This is a genomic window from Shewanella indica, assembly GCF_033842865.1.
Taxonomy (GTDB): Bacteria; Pseudomonadota; Gammaproteobacteria; order Enterobacterales; family Shewanellaceae; genus Shewanella; species Shewanella indica.
Map to the genome: position 1 here is coordinate 892,435 of NZ_JAWXXR010000001.1, position 19,588 is coordinate 912,022.

The 19,588-nt window shown below is 54.6% G+C and carries 10 protein-coding genes; 1 reads left to right on the forward strand and 9 read right to left on the reverse strand.

Annotated elements, in window-relative coordinates; genetic code table 11:
- Positions 1–185 precede the first annotated feature (185 nt).
- The 5 genes from SIL79_RS04135 to SIL79_RS04155 form a co-directional block, all read right to left on the reverse strand.
- A complete protein-coding gene (locus SIL79_RS04135) occupies positions 186–1,406 on the reverse strand; it encodes a hypothetical protein (RefSeq protein WP_039034949.1) in 1,221 nt (406 codons plus the stop codon).
- Positions 1,403–2,053, reverse strand: a complete 651-nt coding sequence (locus SIL79_RS04140) for a hypothetical protein (RefSeq protein WP_025011291.1) — start codon at positions 2,051–2,053, stop codon at positions 1,403–1,405. Before SIL79_RS04140 ends, SIL79_RS04135 begins: the two co-directional genes overlap by 4 nt.
- Complete coding sequence (locus tag SIL79_RS04145; protein ID WP_319618998.1) at positions 2,053–5,724, reverse strand: ATP-binding protein; 3,672 nt, start codon at positions 5,722–5,724, stop codon at positions 2,053–2,055. Before SIL79_RS04145 ends, SIL79_RS04140 begins: the two co-directional genes overlap by 1 nt.
- 173 nt (positions 5,725–5,897) lie before the next feature.
- Positions 5,898–6,095, reverse strand: a complete 198-nt coding sequence (locus SIL79_RS04150; RefSeq protein ID WP_039034984.1) for a YheV family putative zinc ribbon protein — start codon at positions 6,093–6,095, stop codon at positions 5,898–5,900.
- A 278-nt stretch (positions 6,096–6,373) separates the two neighbouring features.
- Positions 6,374–6,721: a hypothetical protein gene (locus SIL79_RS04155; protein WP_039034946.1), complete on the reverse strand. Its 348-nt coding sequence runs from the start codon at positions 6,719–6,721 to the stop codon at positions 6,374–6,376.
- Between the two features lie 228 nt (positions 6,722–6,949).
- Between SIL79_RS04155 and SIL79_RS04160 the strand changes: the two genes are divergently transcribed.
- Positions 6,950–8,758, forward strand: a complete 1,809-nt coding sequence (locus tag SIL79_RS04160; protein WP_319619000.1) for a protein kinase domain-containing protein — start codon at positions 6,950–6,952, stop codon at positions 8,756–8,758.
- Here SIL79_RS04160 and SIL79_RS04165 read toward each other — a convergent pair.
- From SIL79_RS04165 to SIL79_RS04180, 4 genes are all read right to left on the reverse strand, one after another.
- On the reverse strand, positions 8,755–11,538 hold the full coding sequence (locus tag SIL79_RS04165; protein ID WP_319619001.1) for a M16 family metallopeptidase: 2,784 nt from the start codon (positions 11,536–11,538) through the stop codon (positions 8,755–8,757). The two genes, SIL79_RS04160 and SIL79_RS04165, sit on opposite strands and share 4 nt — an antisense overlap.
- 120 nt (positions 11,539–11,658) lie before the next feature.
- Positions 11,659–14,064 carry a zinc-dependent metalloprotease gene (locus tag SIL79_RS04170; RefSeq protein ID WP_319619003.1) on the reverse strand — a complete coding sequence of 802 codons (2,406 nt, stop codon included), beginning with the start codon at positions 14,062–14,064 and terminating at the stop codon, positions 11,659–11,661.
- Between the two features lie 60 nt (positions 14,065–14,124).
- Positions 14,125–17,817: a response regulator gene (locus SIL79_RS04175; protein ID WP_039034942.1), complete on the reverse strand. Its 3,693-nt coding sequence runs from the start codon at positions 17,815–17,817 to the stop codon at positions 14,125–14,127.
- A gap of 134 nt (positions 17,818–17,951) precedes the next feature.
- Positions 17,952–19,346, reverse strand: a complete 1,395-nt coding sequence (locus SIL79_RS04180) for a PhoH family protein (RefSeq protein WP_039033471.1) — start codon at positions 19,344–19,346, stop codon at positions 17,952–17,954.
- Positions 19,347–19,588 lie beyond the last annotated feature (242 nt).

A 19,588-nucleotide genomic window follows, 5' to 3' on the forward strand; every position in this document is an offset into this window, starting at 1 on the left:
AACAAAGCCGCAGACGCAAGGGCAGTGCAGCCAGAGTCATCAGTAAGGTGGAATAATAAGAAAAATTAACAAGTTTGCGAGACAAAACAACCATATTGGTCATCTTGTCTCGCCTTGAGTTTTACCAATGTAAAGCCGGTATGGCAGAGGGAAAAACCGGCGCCGGATCACATTCTCAGCTGGGCTTATCTCAGCCCCACTTCCACGTCGCGGATAATGAAGTTACCCGAATAAAGCGGATGGGGTTCACCCAAAGGCTCCAGGGCAAAGAAGCGCTTGTGCTCTTCACTGAGCCCTTCGAAGCCACCTATCACCTGATAGAGCCAGCTTTCCGGATCCCAGGACAGCTGTTGCTGCTGCAGATATTCCAGCGCCGAAGTGTTGCGGCCCGAGTCAATGACGGCGCAGAAGTACTCATCCACTGCCTCTTTGAGCGGGTTATCCGGCATATCAAAGTCTTCCTGAGGACTAACCGCAACCGGCACGTCGTGCTCCTGCAACCTCTTGGGCAGATGGTCACGACTGATAGCCTTGATACGGGCCACCATCTCCATCAGCTGCAGTTCCTGGCCGCTGTTGTTCACATCCACTGATGCCGGTGCCAGCAAGGCCTCGGCATGATTGAACAGCACAGGCACCTGCTTGTGCGCCACGTGGTCGGCCACCTGATAGTCGGGGTGCAAATCTGTATACAGCAACCAGCCTTTGAGCAGACGGGTACGACCGCGGATCTGCCTGAAGCGTCCCAGCAATTCCAGTAGCCGCCCCTGCACCACGCTCAGCTCCTGGGTGCAATCGCTGAGGGTATCCTGCAGCATGGTCACCAGCAGGCGGCGCAGCTCACGGATATCCCCGGCAATTTCGCCAAGCTCGGTAAACTCAAACAGCTCCAGGCCGTTAAGCAGTTCCGATACCTGGCTCTGGGCCAGCTCGTTTTCACGGATCTTGGCGTTAATTGAACCTACATAACCAAACTCGTTATTGATCCGGCCCCAGAGCACACGAATGGAGTAACGCAGGCTCTCGGTGAAGCTGAATACGTGTTCGGTCAAGTCCGCCAGATAGGCCTCGGCGGCGCTGTAATCCACGCTGGCGCGCGCCTCACGGTAGTGATTGGCCAAGGTCTTGATGGTGGCCAAGGCCGAACCGACGTTGGCGTTGATCTGGCGGTTACGCTCATCCTTGAGGCCCTCTTCCAGCAGGGCCCTGACATTACGCGACAACCTGAGCGGTTCGTCCGGCTCGGGACGCCAGAGAATACCGTTATCGGTAAGCTTCTTCAGCAGCGCAGGTTCCTGCTGGGTCTCATCCAAGCTACCGGAAAGATAGGCGTCCATCACCAGTTCGGCGTTACGCCCAAGCAGCCTCAGCAGCTTGACCCCGGCCTGATGCAGGTTGCTGCTCATATCAGATCCCTCTGGGTGGCGGTTTCAGCCTGAGCCTCCAGACTGAGGCCTTCGGTTTCATCGATAAAACGGATCACTTCGTAGAGGTAATCCAGCTTGCCGGTGGCGATATAGATCTGTTTTTCCGGATTTGGCCGCACCAGATAACCCAGCTCCTGCAAGCGCTTGAAAACCAGTTTGATCTGGCCATCGACACTGCTTGAGCTGGAGCCGAACAAGCGATACTGGCTCAGCTTGGCCAGTTGCTCGCGAAACGCCGGCGTATCCTCAATGCGGCTCTGCAATTCGGTAAGCCGCACCGCCGCGCCTTCGGTCAGGGGCGCGTCCTGGCCGCTGGCTTCCTGCACCAATACCAGCCATTCCACCATGGGGATCAACGCCTGGCAGATATCGCGAAACTGCGCCGAAATCACTTTACGCTCGTCCTCCCCCAACTGCAGATAACCACAGAAGAAGACTTCGCCCTCGGCGGCCTGGGCCACAGTGCGGTTGATTTGGTTGAGATAAGCCTCGACTCTGTCACGGGTGGCCGGGCTCTTGAGTGAGCGCCAGCCTTCCTCATCCGTGGTGCGGCAGATAAATTCACCCTTGAGCAGGCGCTCAATCAGGGCGCCTGAGCCGACGATAGTGCTTTGCAGTTCGCTCATTACACCGCCTCCTTGGCCAACCGCTCAGAGAGCTTTTGCGCTATGGGATCGACCTTGGGTTTAACCACCTGCAGTCGCTTGGTCTGCTTGTTGATGATGTAGCGGTTGGCAAACAAATTCAGTACCTCGGACTCAGGGTTGGGGAAAGCGCCCAACACGCTGATATTGTTGTTTTCACAGGCATCGAAGATCTTCTTCACGTTAGCGTGGTGCAAGGTGCCCAGCTCATCAATCGGCCAGTGCACAGTGACATCCGCCTTGCCCCGCAGCAAGCGGGTAAAGGCCAGCAGGAACTTACAGAGGATCAGATAAGCCATACCATGACTGGATGACTCGTTGAGCTGACGGTCGGTGCGGATCACCAGATCCGAGTTGCCCTCCTTGAGGCGCAGCTCAATCTCCAGCAGCTTGGCGATGCCGCCGGTCAGGGCCGAGCGGCCTATGATATCCAGTGCCCGGCGCATGCTGTTGGTATAGTGCTCATCCGGCAGACCGGTGAAGCCTTCGCCCTTCCAGGCGCGGAACGCCTTGACGAACAGCTCCAGCTCAGGCCAGAACTCCAGTTCGCTGATCCGCGAGCGGATCCTGACCGCAGATTCGGAGACGCCTTCAAGGAACAGCTCCTCCCCGACTTCGCGGGTAATACGGGCACTTTGGGAGGCTATACGGCGGTCGATATCGGCCAAAACATCGTAGAAGGCAGTCAGGTCGACACCGAAGATCCGGCCCTGTTCACGCAGCGCGGTAATCGACTGCGGCACCATCACATTGAGCAGTTGGGCCAGATGCGGCACCAACTTGCGGTAATCCAGCAGGCGAATGCCCTTGTCATTGACTGAGCTGGACTCCTCACGGGCCTTTTCCCAGAACTCGGATAGGCTGGAGCCTGACTTGCTGGCAATCACCTGATCGAAATGATCCACATACTGCCTGACCGAACCCAGCAGATGCTCCCGTTTGAGTAACAGCTCCTCGCCCTGACGCAGACGTTCACCCAGGCTGCCCTGGGGCTCTTCATCGTTACGCGGCAATTTCAGCTCGGCCAGCTTACGCAGCAAGGCGCGCAACTTGGTGAGGTTTTCCGAGGCCTCTACCTGCGCGGCATCGGACTGGCGCCTTTGTTGCTCCAGTTGCTGGCGGGCATGTTTGACTTCGTTGGCCTTGGTCTTCAATTGCTGATCCAACTCGGAAGCGGCGCGCTTGACTTCGCCCAAGTCGGTCACCAGCTTGGGTTTACGCACCAGCCAGGTGTGCTGATACCAGTCGTCATAGCGCAGCACTTCACTGCGGCGCTGCTCGGCGGCGGCAATGGCACCTTCCAGCTCACGGATCTCCCGCTTGAGGGCGAGAATTTTGTCTTCATCCACCCCGCGGGACTTAAGCTCGTTCTTGTACCACTGCTCGCAGGCTTTTTGCTCCTCTTTGGCACGACTGCGACGCTGATTGATGCTCTCTTTGAGCTGCTCCAGATGCAGCTCCAGCGCGCCGACCACTTCCTGCCAGTAGGCGTTCTTTTCCATTCTGGCATCCAGTGCCTGCTCTTTGAGTTCCTCCAGCCATTCCAGGTGCTGGTTGCGCAGCTGTTTCATCTCCTGATCCAGCAGCGTCAGGCGTTTACCGGCCTGCGCCTTACGCTCAGCCAACGCCTTGTTGATCTGCTCCTGCACAGTGCGGCGTTCCTCGAACAGACGCCGCAAATCGTCACGCAAATTCTTGTATGCCGTGCGGGCAAAGGTCAGCTCGCGGCTCAGTTTATCCAGCGCTTCGTTGGCCTGCACCAGGCGCTCTTCCGCTTCTTCCTGCAGCCCATAGGCGTTTTGCAGCGCATCTTCGGCCTTGGCCAGCTTGGCCCTCAGCTCAGGCTCTGAACTGGCGTATTCGGGGATCTCCAGCGCCTTGAGATCCAATGAGATCCCAAAAAGGCTGTCGCTTTCGGCGCCAACATTGGGGTGCAAGTCAGTGCGGTGCAGCAAGTCGGGATGTACCACCTTACCCAGGTGCTGCTCCCAACCCGGCACTTCTTTTCGCAGGAACTCCAGTAAGGTATGGGACTGGGGGAACAGCATGTGTTTGAGATCGTCCAGATCGCCCTGGCGCTCCGTGACTCTGAGCGCGGCAATTCTGAGTGATTCGCTGGCCTGATCCCTGAGTGAGCGCTGCTTGCGCTCTTCGCTCATCAGCCGCTCCACCTTGGCGTTGGCGGCCTCCTGCTCGGCATCGGCACGGTCGATACGCTCGTCGAACACCGCCAGACTGAGCTTCTCCTCCTCGGTATAAGTCACGCTGTCGACCTGCAGCTTGAGCTCGGCCGCATTGAGCTTGAGCTGGTACTCCTGCTCCTGGAATTTGGCCTTGCCGTTTTCCTGCTGCTCACGGAATTCGGCATCGAGGCGCGCCAAGTCTTCTCGGGCCACTTCACGCTGCTTGTCGCGGGCCTCGCGTTGCTTATCCAGCTCCTGCTGCAGCTTTTCCAGCTCCTTATTGAGCTGTTCGCCAATCTTGCTGCGGCGGGCGTTATAGGCGGCTTCTATGTCCTGGTGCTTCTCTGTTTGCAGCTTGTGTCTTTCGCTGAGGTTCTCAAGGTCGCTGCGCCACAGCGGCAGCTGTTCCAGATTGGCCTTGGCCTGTTCGATATCGGCATCGAGAAACGCCGCATGCTGGTTTTCGATGGCGTCGAGTTCATATTCCAGCTTGGCGACATCGCCCTTGGCGGCAGACAGCTCCTGGTTAAGCTCGTCGCGCTGCTCTTTCCACTCATCGTCCAATGCCTTGAGACGGAAGTTCAGCTCCCGCGACAGGGTCTGATTTTGCTCCTGACGCTGGGCCTCCAGCACTTCGTCATTGCGATAACCCTTGGCCAGGCTGCCAAGACGTAGTTCAGCCGACAGCAGCTCGTTGAACTCCTGCTCCAGCTTGTCAAATTCGGGACGGATCTGCTCGAACCCGGCGATCAGCTGGCTCTCGCGGATCCAGGCCTCGACTCGTTGTGGATTGAGCCTTGATGCCGGCGGGTTAACGCCATCCTCTTCCAAAATGGCGGCGATCATCGACTTGACCGTTTCCATTTTGCCTTCTTTGGAATGCACCGCCTTGGCCAGTTTTTCGATATGGCGCAGTGAATGATCGGCCTCGCACAGAGAGAACAAACGGGCATAGCTGCGCAGCTCAGTGCGGCTGGTGCCTGTGTTGAGCAAGGTACGGTCATTCTGGATGATGGCGCGAAACTCTCGGGTATTCAAAAGCTTGGTATGGTTCACTCCAGCGCGTTTCATCTCGCGACCCAGTTCGGCCATGGTATGGCACAAAATAGTGTCGCCGTTTTGGGACTTGATATAGTCTTCCAGTTCAAATCCCTTGGCGATAAAGCGATAGTTGACCCCTTTGCCGTCGCCGGCCGAGGCCAGCACCGCCTGATACAGCAAGCCATCACTCTTTTGGTATTCGTAAATGATATAGCTGGATTCTCTGGGCAGATACCAGCGCTCGAAGCTGTCACGGGTCGAAGGCACGACCCGGCTGGGGTATTCACCATAAAACACAGGCACCAGACGCTGCAGCGTGGTCTTACCCGAGGCGTTGGTACCACAGATATTAGTATGGCCATCGAGCTTCAGTTCCACCACGCCCGGCAGATGGGTGTCGATCAGCACTATTCGAATCAAGCTTGGCATATAAATCCTTATGCAGACAGCAAGCCCCAAGCGGCCAGAGGCCCCGGCACTCGCGGCAACAGACGGGCAAACCGCCTCAATACAGCAAAACCCTTAAATTAATGGAAAGACCCACCCTTGGCAATTGAAGGGCCGGTAAAGAAAGCGGGATCCGCTGCGGGTTTTAAAGAATATTATTCAGGTTTGAACAGGCCAATCACTTCACCGGTCGCCTTGTCACTGACCTTGTCATCGGTCTGCTGCTCGCGGTAATCACACTCGACACACTCGACCGTTTCTATACCATTCTCCTTGAACAGCACTATGCTGTCCTGAGCCTGACATTTGGGACATTTGGCACCGGCCACAAAGCGTTTCTTGATCCTGTTCATCTTCTGAGTCTGGTTGATAAGCAATGGCATTATTTTGCCATATCTGTGGCTGCCATGGCGCATTTTAAACAGCGTTAGGATAATGTTTGTGCCATTAATGAATAAACCATATAAAAACATATGGTTATAACTAAGATGGATATGTAGCAGATTATTTGGAATTGATCCCAGATAAAGAATGGTATCGTGCAATTCCAATACCATTCCATCAGGAAGTTCGCTTAGCCCAATAATCCGGCATCACTGAGTGGCAAGTCAAACTTGGGGGTGGGGCATTATCAGGCTAATCTGGCCAGGGTCTCCTGCACCTTGCGCAGCCAATTGCAGTTATCACACTGACATTTGCGCCGTGACAAATGATGCGGGCTCAGGCTGGAATCGACAAAGTCGACCGCTATCAATAACTGCTGCCTCAACTCTTCGAGTGATTTCTGCTCCAGATCCACCAGCTCATCATTCTGGTTCATCCAGATACATTCCATGCCCTGATGACAAAAATTACAGCGTTCATCCACTGGATTATAGAAACCCGCATGGGGACAATGACGCAATTCCATCGACTGTATCACCCTGGGGCGGGCATACTCGAACAATGCGATCAGCTCCTGCTTATCTGGCACTGACATAAGGCCTCCAAATCTCTTCTGCCACTGCGGCTTGTTGCAAACAGGTTACTCTGGGGAGGGCGCAATGAAATTGATATAGGTCAAAGTGCCGTCCAAAAGGATACGCTAGGAAGCCTTGTTCTGAGCTGGATCCCAGAGTCACAACTTGCCGCGGTTATCCCTTGCTGTTTTAATGAGCTTCTGCTTGTTGTTATTTTGTATCCTTGCCTCTGCCAATGGAGAAATCGCTTGCAAACACCTGAGCTGCAGCACTTTTATATTTCTGAAGAGCAATCTGTCTATCTGCTTAAGGCCGATGACGCTCGCAAGCACAGAGCCTGGATCCGCCTCTGCCGCCAGCAACTGATCAAGTTGGGCTATGATGACCCGCAACTGATAGGCAAAGGCGCCTATGGTTTTGTGTTCGCCGGACGAAACCGCCATGGCCAGGAACATGTGTTCAAGTTCTCCCGCATCACCCTGCCCCAACAGGTACAGGACAGACTGGAAGAAGAAGCCTTCATGCTGTCTCAGGTCAATCATCCCAATGTGCCACCACTGATAAAGTTCGACAGAGTTGGACGCCAGGGGATCCTGGTGATGGCCAGAGCTCAGGGCCAGGATCTGGATCAGCGCTGTCGTCGGCATGGAGCCTTACCTGTGGCGGAAATCATGAGCATTGCCAGGCAGTTGGCAGATCTGCTGCAATATCTGCGCAGCGGCAGACCCTTGGTTCATGGGGATATCAAACCTTCCAACCTGGTTTATGACCCAGAAGAAGACAAGTTGTCTTTGATTGACTGGGGCTCGGCGGTATTTGCCCAGCGCGATGCCGATAACCGCCCGGTCGGCGGCAATGTGATGGAGCTAATGTCGAGCGATCAACAGCATACCAACGCCCGCATGGGCGATGTTTATTTTATCGGCGATGAGCAACTCTCGGGGGCGCTTTCCAGCCCCAGGTTTGATGAACAAGGGGTTGCCGCCACCCTCTATGCTCTGGCGTCCGGCCAGGCCAGCCGCTTCGGTTCCCAAGTGATCCCGCCCACCAGCATAGGTCTGCCGCTAGAACTGGCCAGGATCCTCGAAGGCATGTTGGGCTCAGATCCACTCACCCGTCTCAAGGCCGGCGACTACTTCCTGCGCAGCATGAGATACAGCCAGCATCTTTTACTGCCACCGTTGCCACAAGAGCTGAATGCCGAGATCCCCGTCTGGGTACAGAAACGGGCCCGGGACGTGGAAACAGTCAGCTACAGTTCGCGGAAATCGTTTCTGCGCAGCCATCATCCGGACGCCGATGCCGAGGCTATTCGCGCCGAAGATATTCAACTGGAGAAGTACTACCGCAACTTTCTCGCCGGCATGGGAGACACAGAGAAGGGCTTTATCGCCGCCGTTGGCCGCCTGGGTCAGTATCCGATTGTGGGCGGTTTGGCGATTCATTGGCAGGAGACAGGCGTCTATATCGACTCCAACCTGGCCCTTTATGATGAAGAGCTCAGGCCGGCATTAATTCAAGCGGTCAACAACATGGTGACTCTGGCCCGGGGAATTCATCGCATAGGTATCTTCAAGGCCTGTTTCTTCAACGCCAAAGATACCCTGCACCTGGAGCGAAGCGCCCCTTCAGAGCCGTTCAAGGCCAAGGCAGATCAGCTGCTACCCTTTGAGGTGGGCGATGTGCCGACACTCGAAGATCAATCCCGGCTGCACTCCTACTTTGAAGATGGCCGGGATCCGGATGAAAACCTGGAGCTGCCTGCGGAAATCATGACTGAACTTGGCTGGCTAAACCAGATACACCACACAGGCTGTATCATTTTCGAAGCCCTGCCAACCCATATGAAGATCCACAGTTACCTTAGACTACTCAACCCGAGAAAACAGGCGCAGTTTCGCGCCTGTCTGGACAGGATCCTCAGTCATGTGGACAAGATCCAAGGTCAAGGCGTCTCGGGGTTTATGAAGCTGCCCTATAAAAATACCCGCAGGTTCGAACACCTGCAGCGCAAGCCGGAGCGCTTCTATCCGAGAAATCCCAAAACCAGCGCTTAGTTGGCGTAAGTTGTCGTCACGCTCAAGCGGTGCTCGCTCTGAAGATACTCTCGAGCCACGGCTTCCAGGGCTTCACCATCCAGTTGCCCCAGTATTTGCTGTCGTTGTTGAAATCCCAGCCAACGGCCCGGCCGAGTCTGGGCCGTTGCTGCCAGATCCAACCAAAAGTCGTTGCTGGCAGGAGCACTTTGCAACCATTGCAGCAAGGGCTGACGCGCCCGCTCCAGCAGTTCAGCATCTATGCCACCCTTGGCCATGACTCTGGCTACGACCGCGGCAAAGCCCTGTTCGGCCGCCTTCAGCTTGGCGGCATCTGTGACAGTAAACAGCCCCAGATAACCGTAACCTGTTGGATGCCAATCGACATAATTAAAGGTATAGGGCGAATATCCGGCGCCGGCTTTTTCCCTGACTTCTTCATTCAACAAAATGTCCATCACCTGCTCGAGTAATATCAGCTCACTGTGACGCCGAACATCCTGCATGTCGGTGGTCGGCCACAGCCAGGCCAGTGCCGCCGAATTCTCGGCGCCCCGATGGAAAATTTGGCTCTGTGCCGGCACCTTGGGGAATACCAGCCGCTCGAAGGCCGACTCCTTGGCCGGATGCCGCTCGATGGCACCGAATGTCTCGGCGACTGCTTTTATCCCTTGAGCCTCATCGAAATCTCCCACCAGCGCGATTTCCAGCATTCCCTTATCCAGCGCCGATGCCAATACCTTGGCTATTTCTGCAAAGTCCCGCTGCAACACCTGCTCTTCCCGGCCGTAACCATATCGGGGATCGCCGGGGTGCAGGAGTCCACTCAGACCATCCCAGAAAGCGCTATTAGGATTGGCGTTGCGGCTCTGACTTTCAGCCTTAACTTGCTGCCGAAAGAGGTTGATGGCTTCCTGGCGCCAGCCCGGGGCGGTTAAAAAGGCGGCCTGTAACCCCAGCTGAGTTCTGAGTTCATCGGCATTGGTATTGGTCACGCCGCCAAAGCCTTCAGTACTGACGCCAATATTTGCCGAGATATTCTGCCCGGCAAAGATATCCCCCAGCTGTTGCCAGGAGTGCTGCTCCAGCCCACCGTAAATAAAAGCATTATTGAACAGAGTGCCCAAACCTTCTTGGCGCGGAAATGGCAAATCACCGAATCCCAATGACAAGCTGATAGCCACATTGTTCTGTTCAAATTCGGTGGATTTAAGGTTAAGCAGAGTGCCATTGGCAAAACGTAACTGGCGTATTCCGGTATCGGGATCCCGTTTATCGGCCACTATCTTCCCGGGTTCACCAAAGCTTTGATAAGCAAACTCGCTGGCTTGTTTAGCCTTATAGGGAGTAACCGGCTGCAGCTGACTCTGCTGATATGCCGCCAAGAGTTGTGTTTCTACCGCGGTTGGCGCCTTGGCAGCGGAAAGATAGATACCGGGTTGTCCCTGCCAGAGTTCTGCCAGTGTCTGTTGGATAAGCGCCGGCGTAACCTGCGGCGCCAAGGCCTCAAAAATGGCCAGCTCATCTGCTGGTTCTATCAGTATCATGGCCTCGGCATCCATTGATACCAAAGCCTCGGCCATATTCAGGCTGTGAATGGTGTTACTGCCGGCCAGACTGCGCTGGTAGTGCTTATGTTGGCTCTTCAGCGCCTGCTGCAGCTCTTCACTGCTGAAACCGTATTGCAAGGCCTGGCGTATGGTCTGCTCCAACAGTACCACCCCATCCTTCCAGTTATCTTCCTGGGTCTCCAGAGCCAATTCCACCCTTACCGCAGTGCCAAACTCTTCACCTAACTCAACAGAAGCATGGCTCACACCTTCCTCGGCAAACAGGTGTGGCAGCAACCTCTGATAAAGCATACTCCCCAGCAGCGACTCAAGCATCTGCTGTTGACGCTTTTCAATACTGTCAGGCTTTGGTGTTCTGGGCGTCAGCACCCCAAGAGAGACTTGAGTCGGCAAACTGGGGTCGAAGAAAGTGTCTGCCTGAGGCTGCTTTCTGACTACAGGCGGAGAAAGCTTCACCTGTGCCGGGGCAACCGCCTGAGGGTGCGGCTTCCAATCGGCGAACAACTGCTTGATTTGGGCTTCAGTACGGACAATGTCCAGGTCGCCTACCAGGATCAGCGTTGTCCGCTCCGGGGTATAGAAACGTTGGTACAAAGATCGCAGCTTGGCGACATCTGCCGCCTTGATGATATCTGCTTCGCCAATAGGGAAACGCTTTGATAGTAGGTTGGAGGGATACCAGAAACGCAGTTGGTTACGATAATTTTCCAGCTCAGCCGACTGACGTTCTTTAAGCTCGGCCAGCACCACGGCTTTTTCCTGTTCAAGCGCCTTGGGATCCAGAGTGAGCCTGTCGGCAATTTCCCGCATCAACATCAGCCCGGTATCCAGCTTTAGCTCATTCCCTTGAGTGATGTTGAACTTATAGACTGTCTGGGTAAATTCAGTCACGGCATTGGTATCAGCACCAAAACTCAAACCAAGACGCTGCAATCTTGGGATCATATCCCCTTCCGGGATAGCGACGGAGCCTTTGAATGCCATATGCTCCAGCAGGTGCATTAGCCCCTGCTCATTTTCCGCCTCATTCAGTGAGCCGGAAGCGATCCGCATCCGCATCACTATGGCATTCGCCGGAGTCTTGTTATCCACCAATTGATATTTAAGACCGTTATCCAGTTGGCCCTGGTGTACGCGGGGGCTAAGGCTTAGCCCATCGGCCTTGGCAATGAAACAGAGCAGCAGCAATAAGCTGCCAAGCCAGACTCTGAGAAACAGAATTTTTGGCATAACCAATTCCCTAAAAAAACAGAGGCTCGGTGCAAAATGGGCCCGAACCTCTGGAACATGAAAGATGCCAATATAAGGTAATAAAATAATTATGTCACATAATCAATACCTTACGACGTACTAAATCGGCGAGCCCGGTGGCATTTCCGCAGGTTTATTGATCGCTCTAACCCCGGCTTGTTTCAGTGCCTGCTCAAGCACAGCTTGCAGTTGTCCATAGTGAGCCGCCTTGTAACCTGAACTTCTTTTTTCCTTTCTGGGCAACTGCTTAAGCAGATAATCCAGCTTCATTCTCAATATGGCTTTAACTTCTGGACTACTGACGTCACTCTCGAAACTCTGCAACATGCCATCCAAAACCACAGCATTGACCCGCATCGCAATACTGGTCTGATCTCCCGAAGGCAGAGATTTCAGCAGTGTCTTAGCCAGCAATCTATCCAGCAAATCCTCTACCGACAGCTGCTCTGTGTCCCTGGTAAAGGCCTGATCCACTCGGTTGAGCCGCTCAGGGTTCAACAGCGTCGACACTGTATGGCGACTGAGCACTTCTGCCATGCTCAGCTGATCCACGGCAACCCCCAGAGATGAGGCAAAACTCTCGCGGCTGCGGTAATAGTTACCGGCCTTGGGCACCAGTTGCTCCAGAAGCTCAGTTGGCAGATACAGTTCTCTGGGATCCAGAGTCGCCAGCACAGTCTCCAATGCCCGCTTCTGCAATTCCGGCGCAATATAATGCCAACTACCGCTATTTGCATCTGCCAGGTAATTGTAATCAATACCGCCAACAAACTTAGCCGCGGCGCTGATCTGGTAACGATTCAACAGATAGATGGGCACAAGGGCATCACTGAGTTCGCCCAAGGGTTGCTCCGGCAACAGCGCCTTGGCGGAGAATGTCTCAAGCGCCTGGCGCCTGACCAGCTGCATTCTGGCCAACTCCTTGACCGGATCCTCGCCTCTGTCCCAAAGACTGGCATAAGCATGGGCGGCTGAAGCCGCTCGCGAGTCACCCTCGCCTATGTATCTCAGCCCCTGTTGCTGCACCTCTTTGAGCAGCGATTTGAGCGCGGTCTGGGTTTGGGGCTCATCACCAAAGTCACCATAACCGTACTTGATGGCAAACTTATCCCAGGCGCCCAACCCTTCGGCGTAAGGCTGGCTGATGTCCACCCGTTTGCCGTCGAGGCGTACATAGGGATGGGGGTAATCCATCACAGAGGCGTTGTTATTGGTGGAAGCGGCAAAGTTATGATCCAGTCCCAGGGTGTGACCGATTTCATGAGCCGATAACTGGCGAATACGCGCCAGAGATAAGGCCATGGCGGCTGCATCGGCCGCTTGTCTGTCTTCCCACCCGGCAGTGAGACCACGGGCAATCAGGTGATCCTGACGCACCCGCAGACTCCCCAGAGTGACCTGGCCCTTGATGATTTCACCACTGCGGGGATCTGTCACCGCCGCGCCGTAGGACCAGCCACGACTGGCCCTGTGTACCCACTGGATCACGTTGTAGCGCACATCCTGAGGGTCGGCACCTTCCGGCAATAGCTCCAACTTGAAACCATTTATAAACCCCGCCTCATTAAAAGCCTGCTCCCACCAGCGGCCGCCTTCGAGCAAGGCACCACGAATCGGCTCGGGTACACCGGGATCCAGATAATAGGTAATGGGTTCAACCACTTCGCTTGGCTCGGGGCCGGGATTGACCTTCTGCAGCCGGTGGCGCAGCAAGAAGCGCTGGTTGATATCCTGATCTATGGCGGTGGCATAATCCTTGTACTCATCAGACAGATAACCACTCATGGGATGATAACGGCGCGCCTGATAACCCGGCTCAGGTAAGGCGATAAAGGAGTAGCGTAGTCTCAGAGACAGTGCCTGACCATCCGGAGTCACCTCGGCGACTCTGGCGCCGGCCTTATCACTGGCAAAGGTCAGCTGCACATCCACATCCGAATTACGCTCGAACGACTTGACCGAGGTTGGCAACACCACTGAGCGGCTGGTGTCCAGACGATAATGCCCTTGGCCCCTGGCCGCCAACTGTTGGCTGATGCCGTGCAGGTCCTGCAACATCAAGTCATTGACCGGCACCAGCAGACGTTTTCCCGGCAGGAGTTTGCCGCGCCAGAGCACAGATTCGGCAAAAGCTTCATGCACGGCTCTTTGCTCGGCTTGGTCATCGGTATCGGCACGAAAACGGGTGTTGAGCTGTTTGAGCAGAATATAGGGCCCCTGGCGTTCAAATTGCACCATGCGGGTATATCCCAGTTGCCCCCGGTCGAGCCCTATGTCGTTAGAGCCAACGCCGTGGGGCAAGCTGGAGAGCAGCAACATAGGCTGGTTGAGTCTGCTCGGTTCCAGATACAGCTGCCCGGCCTTGGCATCATAAAAGAGATTGATAAAACCTTCGGCCTGAGTGCTTTCGCTGATGACGTCGGCGGCCTCCCTCTCCTGTGCCGCCTGCGCCAATCCGGGTACCGCGATCAGCGCCAACAACAAGGTCCAACTTTGAGGTTTCATCCCATCTCCTGATTGTTATCTGTAAGTTGCCATTCAAGTTAAGGGATCGGCCGGTTTATCTCAAGTCCTGCCCACCCATTCACTCAAGGTATCAAAGAGTTCATTGAGCATAATGGGCTTGGTGATATGAGCGTTCATTCCCGCCGCCAGACTCTTCTCACGATCGCCAGACATGGCATGGGCCGTCATGGCGATAATCGGCAGCGTCTCCCTGTCGTATTTTTTGCGCAATTCCCGGGTCGCCGTCAGACCATCCATCACAGGCATCTGAATATCCATCAATACCGCGTCATATTGACGCTGCTCCACCATCTCAAGGGCAATCTGGCCATTGTCGGCCAAATCTACCTCATAGCCGGCGCTGCGCAGCAGTTCGGAGGCTACCTGCTGGTTAATCAGATTATCTTCCACCAGCAGCACCAAGCCTTTGTGACCACCACTCTGATTGTCAGTAATTTCAGCCACAGTCGCCGGGTGAGGTTTCTCGGCAAAGGCTGAGATTATCTCATCAAACAGAGTCGAGGCCTTGAAGGGTTTTTGCAACAGCGCAAACACATTGGCATCTTCCACTTCCTGGGCCAATGGACCGGCGGCATAGGCCGTCATCATAATCACCACGGGGCGCTTGCTTATTCTGCCATCGGCCACCATTTCATCCAGGGTACGGATCACCTCGCGGCCATCCATTTCCGGCATCATCCAGTCGATAAGCAGCAGGTCGGTTTCCTGTTTTTCCAGCTTATAAAGGGCTTCGGCACCGCTGGCAGCCGTGTCCACCTCGAAGTGGAAGTCGCGCATCAGGGTCGAATATATCTGTAGCGCCGTGGGGTTATCGTCCACCACCAGCGCCCGCAGGCTGTTGAGCTGTTCCGGCATCACCAAAGGTTCAATCTTGGCCTCTTCGGCGATCTCAAAGCTAATGGTAAAGCTGAATACACTGCCGACACCCGGCTCACTCTGCACCTGCATCTTGCCGCCCATCATGGACACCAGATGCTTACTGATGGACAAGCCAAGGCCTGTGCCGCCATATTTACGGGTGGTGGAGCCATCTGCCTGGGCAAAGGCATCAAACAGTATCTCCTGCTGCTCCTTGCTGATCCCTATGCCAGTGTCCCGAACCCAGAATTTGAGGGTGATGCGATGATCGCGTTCGCCGACATCTTCACAACCGAGTTCAATCTCCCCTTCGGAGGTAAACTTAACCGCATTGGACAGCAGATTCACCAGCACCTGACCAAGACGCAAAGGATCGCCCTTGAGCATAAGCCCGGCGGTCACAGGGGCATACAGCAACAGCTCGACTCCTTTCTCCTGCGCCTTGAGCGAGTTGATATCCAGGGCGTGCTCCAACACCTTATCCAACGGGAAGGAGACCCGCTCCAGCTCCAGCTTTCCGGCTTCAATCTTTGAGAAGTCGAGAATGTCATTGATGATCCGCAGCAATGATTGGGCCGAGAAACCAGCCTTCTCCAGATAATCTTTCTGCTGCGCCGTCAGGTTGGTGCGCTGCGCCAGTTGCAGCATACCTATGATGGCATTCATCGGCGTGCGGATCTCATGACTCATATTGGCCAGGAATTCACTCTTGTAAAGATTGGCCAGTTCCGCATCTTTCTTGGCCTCCAGCAAGGCCACTTCGTTGCTCTTGCTGCGGGTAATGTCCTTGTGGGTACCCAGCATACGCCTGGGCTCATTGTTGGTGGTAAATTCCACCACCCGACCACGGGACAGCACCCAGTGATACTGACCACTCTTGCCGCGCATTCGGAACTCTATCTCATAGGCGCCTATGGGATCGGCTAGATACTGCTCGCGATACTCTTCAACCCGGATCCTGTCGTCCGGATGGATCAGCTCGTCTATGGTCGACAGCAACGCCGGAAACTCATTGGTCTTGTAGCCCAGCATGGTGTAGTAGGCAGGATTGCAGATGATCTGCTCCGAATCCAGATACCAGTCCCACAGGCCATCTTCCACCGCGTCCATCGCCAGGTGATAACGTTCTTCCGACAATCGCAACTGCTCGGCTGCTTCATATTCGCGGGTCACATCACGCCAAACTGCAATCAAGCCCAGCATCTCACCGCGGCGGTTATAAAACGGCAGCTTGAGGGTATCGAGCAGTACAGGCTTGCCCGCCAGTTCAACCTTTTCCTGATAGCGCAGTGGCGCCCTGTCCTTGAGCACCTGTTCATCCTCGGCGCGAATTCTGGCGGCCTGCTCCGGGGTGGTCAAAGTGTCTGAATTCAGGCCGATCATCTCGGCCTCGGTATAGCCAAGTACCCGCTCGGCCGACTTGTTGCAGCCGAGGTACTTACCTTCTTTATCTTTGAAGACAATGGCTTCAGGAATGGAGTCCAGCAAAGAGCGCAGCAGGGCGTATTCCCGCTCCCGCTTTTCTGTGGTTTCCTTCAGCCGTTCGGTGCGCCGGGCCACCAGTTTATCCAGACGCTTGTTCTGCTCTGCCAGGTGACGGGTATATTGCTGGTTTTCTTCAAAAATGCGGCTGACCAACTGGAACCAGGGCTCCCAGCCCTGGGTAATCTTCGCCGGCGGCCGGATCGGCTCACGGGAACAGTCTTCCAGGTGTGACAGTAGGCGCGAGGCCGGACTGACGAAAGAGCGGCGAGTCTGCCAGTGCACTATGGTCACCAGTACGGACAGCGCCAGTACCACCAAAATAAAGCTCAGCTGCAGCTTCTCAAACGAGTCCAGAAACAGATCATCGACATCCTGCAGATAAAGCAGGCGCCAGGGGGCGTTGTGCAGCGCCACCGAGTGAATGTAATAGCCATTGCGGATCATCCCTTCATGGGCATCGAACAGTTCAGACTCAGGCAGAGAATGCAGCTCGGATGGGATCCGTTGACTGATGTGGTAGACCCGGTTAATGCTGGAGGTATCAAAATCGCTGTGGGAGAGAATATTATTGCCCTGATCCAGCAAAATCACAGTGCCCGGCATCTTGAAATAGAGACGTATCTGTTTGGCGAGCGATGCCAGTGTCATATCCAGATTGATAGAACCGATAAACTCATCTTCGAGATAGATGGGCACCCCAAGGGTAGTCAACAGACCATTGCCGGCCGAGTCCACATAGGCCTCACTCCAGAACACACTGCGCTGGGGGTTCATCGCCGGTGTCGCCAGTTGAAACTGTTTCTTGTTCAGCAGTTCATCGCGAAAACGCTGCTCATCCGAAGGCCAGGGGTAGTAAGACATCATCCGCCGCTTGGACAGATAATAGATGGCCGAAGCCTTGGGCGCGGCCTCCTTGGCGACCGGGAACGACAACGACAGCTCAAACAGCATCTCCAGTTCCTGATAGAACTTGTCGCTACGGCCATCGAGACTACCTGAGCCGGTTATCCGCCCCATGTTGGTGAAGGGTTCGCCACTCCTGGCGTAATTGGGCTCCAGGGTAAAAAACTGACCACTTTCGTTGAATTTTTCGTACTGGGGCAGCCTGTCCTTGCGTACCTGTTCGGCCAGGCGCAAGTGGTCCACTGCCACATTACGCAGGCTCTTGACCGCACGGATACTGGATTCCAGCAACAGGTCAATCTGCATCACATGGCGGTCGACCTGTTCTTCCCTGAGCTCCATCTGTTGGGTCTTCTGGCGCTCAAAAAACACCCAAGCCGTGAGCAACGCCAGTACAATCACCCCCATATAGGTGTAAAACACTGCACGGTTGTAATTTTTCTGGATCGGAGATTTCAGCTGCAGATCCGGCTCACTCAATTTCATCCATTACCCTTGCATCACGGCCCATCCCCAAGCGGTGGGGAAGAAAGATATCATATACTTAATTTGGCTGCATATGCAGTACCCCGCACAAAGCAAAGGCCCCGATATGGGGCCTTTTTCAGTAGCCGGGTTTATCAGAGCTGCTCTTCGGCAAATTCCGCCAACCGTGAGCGCACAACACCGTTGAGATAAATGTTGGCACTGCCTTCAAAATTTTTAAAGCGTTCAACCATATAGGTTAAACCCGAGGTAACGGCGGTTAGATAGTTGGAGTCTATCTGCGCCAGGTTGCCACAGCAGATAAGCTTGGTACCTTCTCCCATACGGGTGATCATGGTTTTCAGCTGTGAGGCGGTCAGGTTTTGACACTCATCCAGCAATACCACTGAGTTCTGAATCGACCGCCCACGCATGAAGTTGATCGATTTAAATTGGATATTGGCCTTTTCCATTATGTAGTTAAGTGAACCGCTGGGGTTAACATCATGCTTGTGTAACACCTCCAGAGTATCGGTAATTGCCGCCAGCCAGGGCGCCATTTTCTCCTCTTCCGTGCCCGGCAGGAAGCCTATCGACTCGGCAATTTCCGGGGTATTACGGGTGACTATCACCTTGTCGTAGAGATTACGTTCCACCACCAGCTCCAGTGCCGCCGCCATCGCCAGCAAGGTCTTACCGCACCCTGCGGGGCCAGTGAGAATAACCAGATCGATATCAGGATCCATCAAGGCCTGCAGCGCCATGCCCTGATAGATGTTCTTCGGCCTCACGCCCCAGGCCTCCATATTCATCAGGCGATCGCGACCGAGATCCAGCACATTGAGACTGGTTTCACTGCGGCCGACCACCCGGCCACAAAACTCGGACTCATCGTCCAGTAGATATTGGTTGATATAAAAGAGATCGTCACCCAGGTCCTTGAGCGGCACATCATGCACAGTATGACGGCCATGACGCTCGGTGGCCACCTTGTGCAAATGCTCCCAGAAGTTGCCTTCAAATTGATGAAAACCCTTGGACAGAAAACGTATGTCATCGATCAGTTGATCTGTGCGGTAGTCCTCTACCAGGAGTATCCCGGCGCCCTTGGCCTTGAGACGCATATTAATGTCTTTGGTGACCAGCACCACGGTACGGGGCTCGTATTGATTTTGTAGATGCAGGGCTGTGTTGATAATGCGGTTGTCGTTGTTGTCGCCGGGCAGCGAGCCTATGGTGAATTCAATCTGATGGTCGGGGAAGATAGCCAGAGTACCTGTGGCATCTGTATGCCCTTCGCGGCTTGGAAGGGGAACCCCTTTGATTATCTGTTCCGGAGTGGTCTTGCCGCCGAGGATATCTTCCAGCGCCCGAATGGCGACCCTGGCATCGCGGCTGACATCCCGCTTTCTGTCTTTTATCTGGTCCAATTCCTCCAGTACCGTCATTGGGACCACAACATCATGTTCTTTAAAGGAGTATATCGCTAAGGGTTCATGTAATAACACATTGGTATCAAGTACAAACAACTTTCTGTCGTCTTGTTCCATGGCGCCTCCATTTGCGTCAATGAGCTACTCACAGCTTTGTTGTCATGGGCCAGCGCAGGCCTGGGTTGGGGTATATGGCACTCCTGTTTCTAACTGATTACGGGCAGGTTTCACCACTGTGACATGGCTTAAACTAATACTGGCACCTTTAGCAACGGATGACAAATACCCTTTGCAGTCTCTTTAATAGTCACTGCGCGGTATCCGTTTTTGAGTGTAGGATGCTAAAGATGACGATTGGA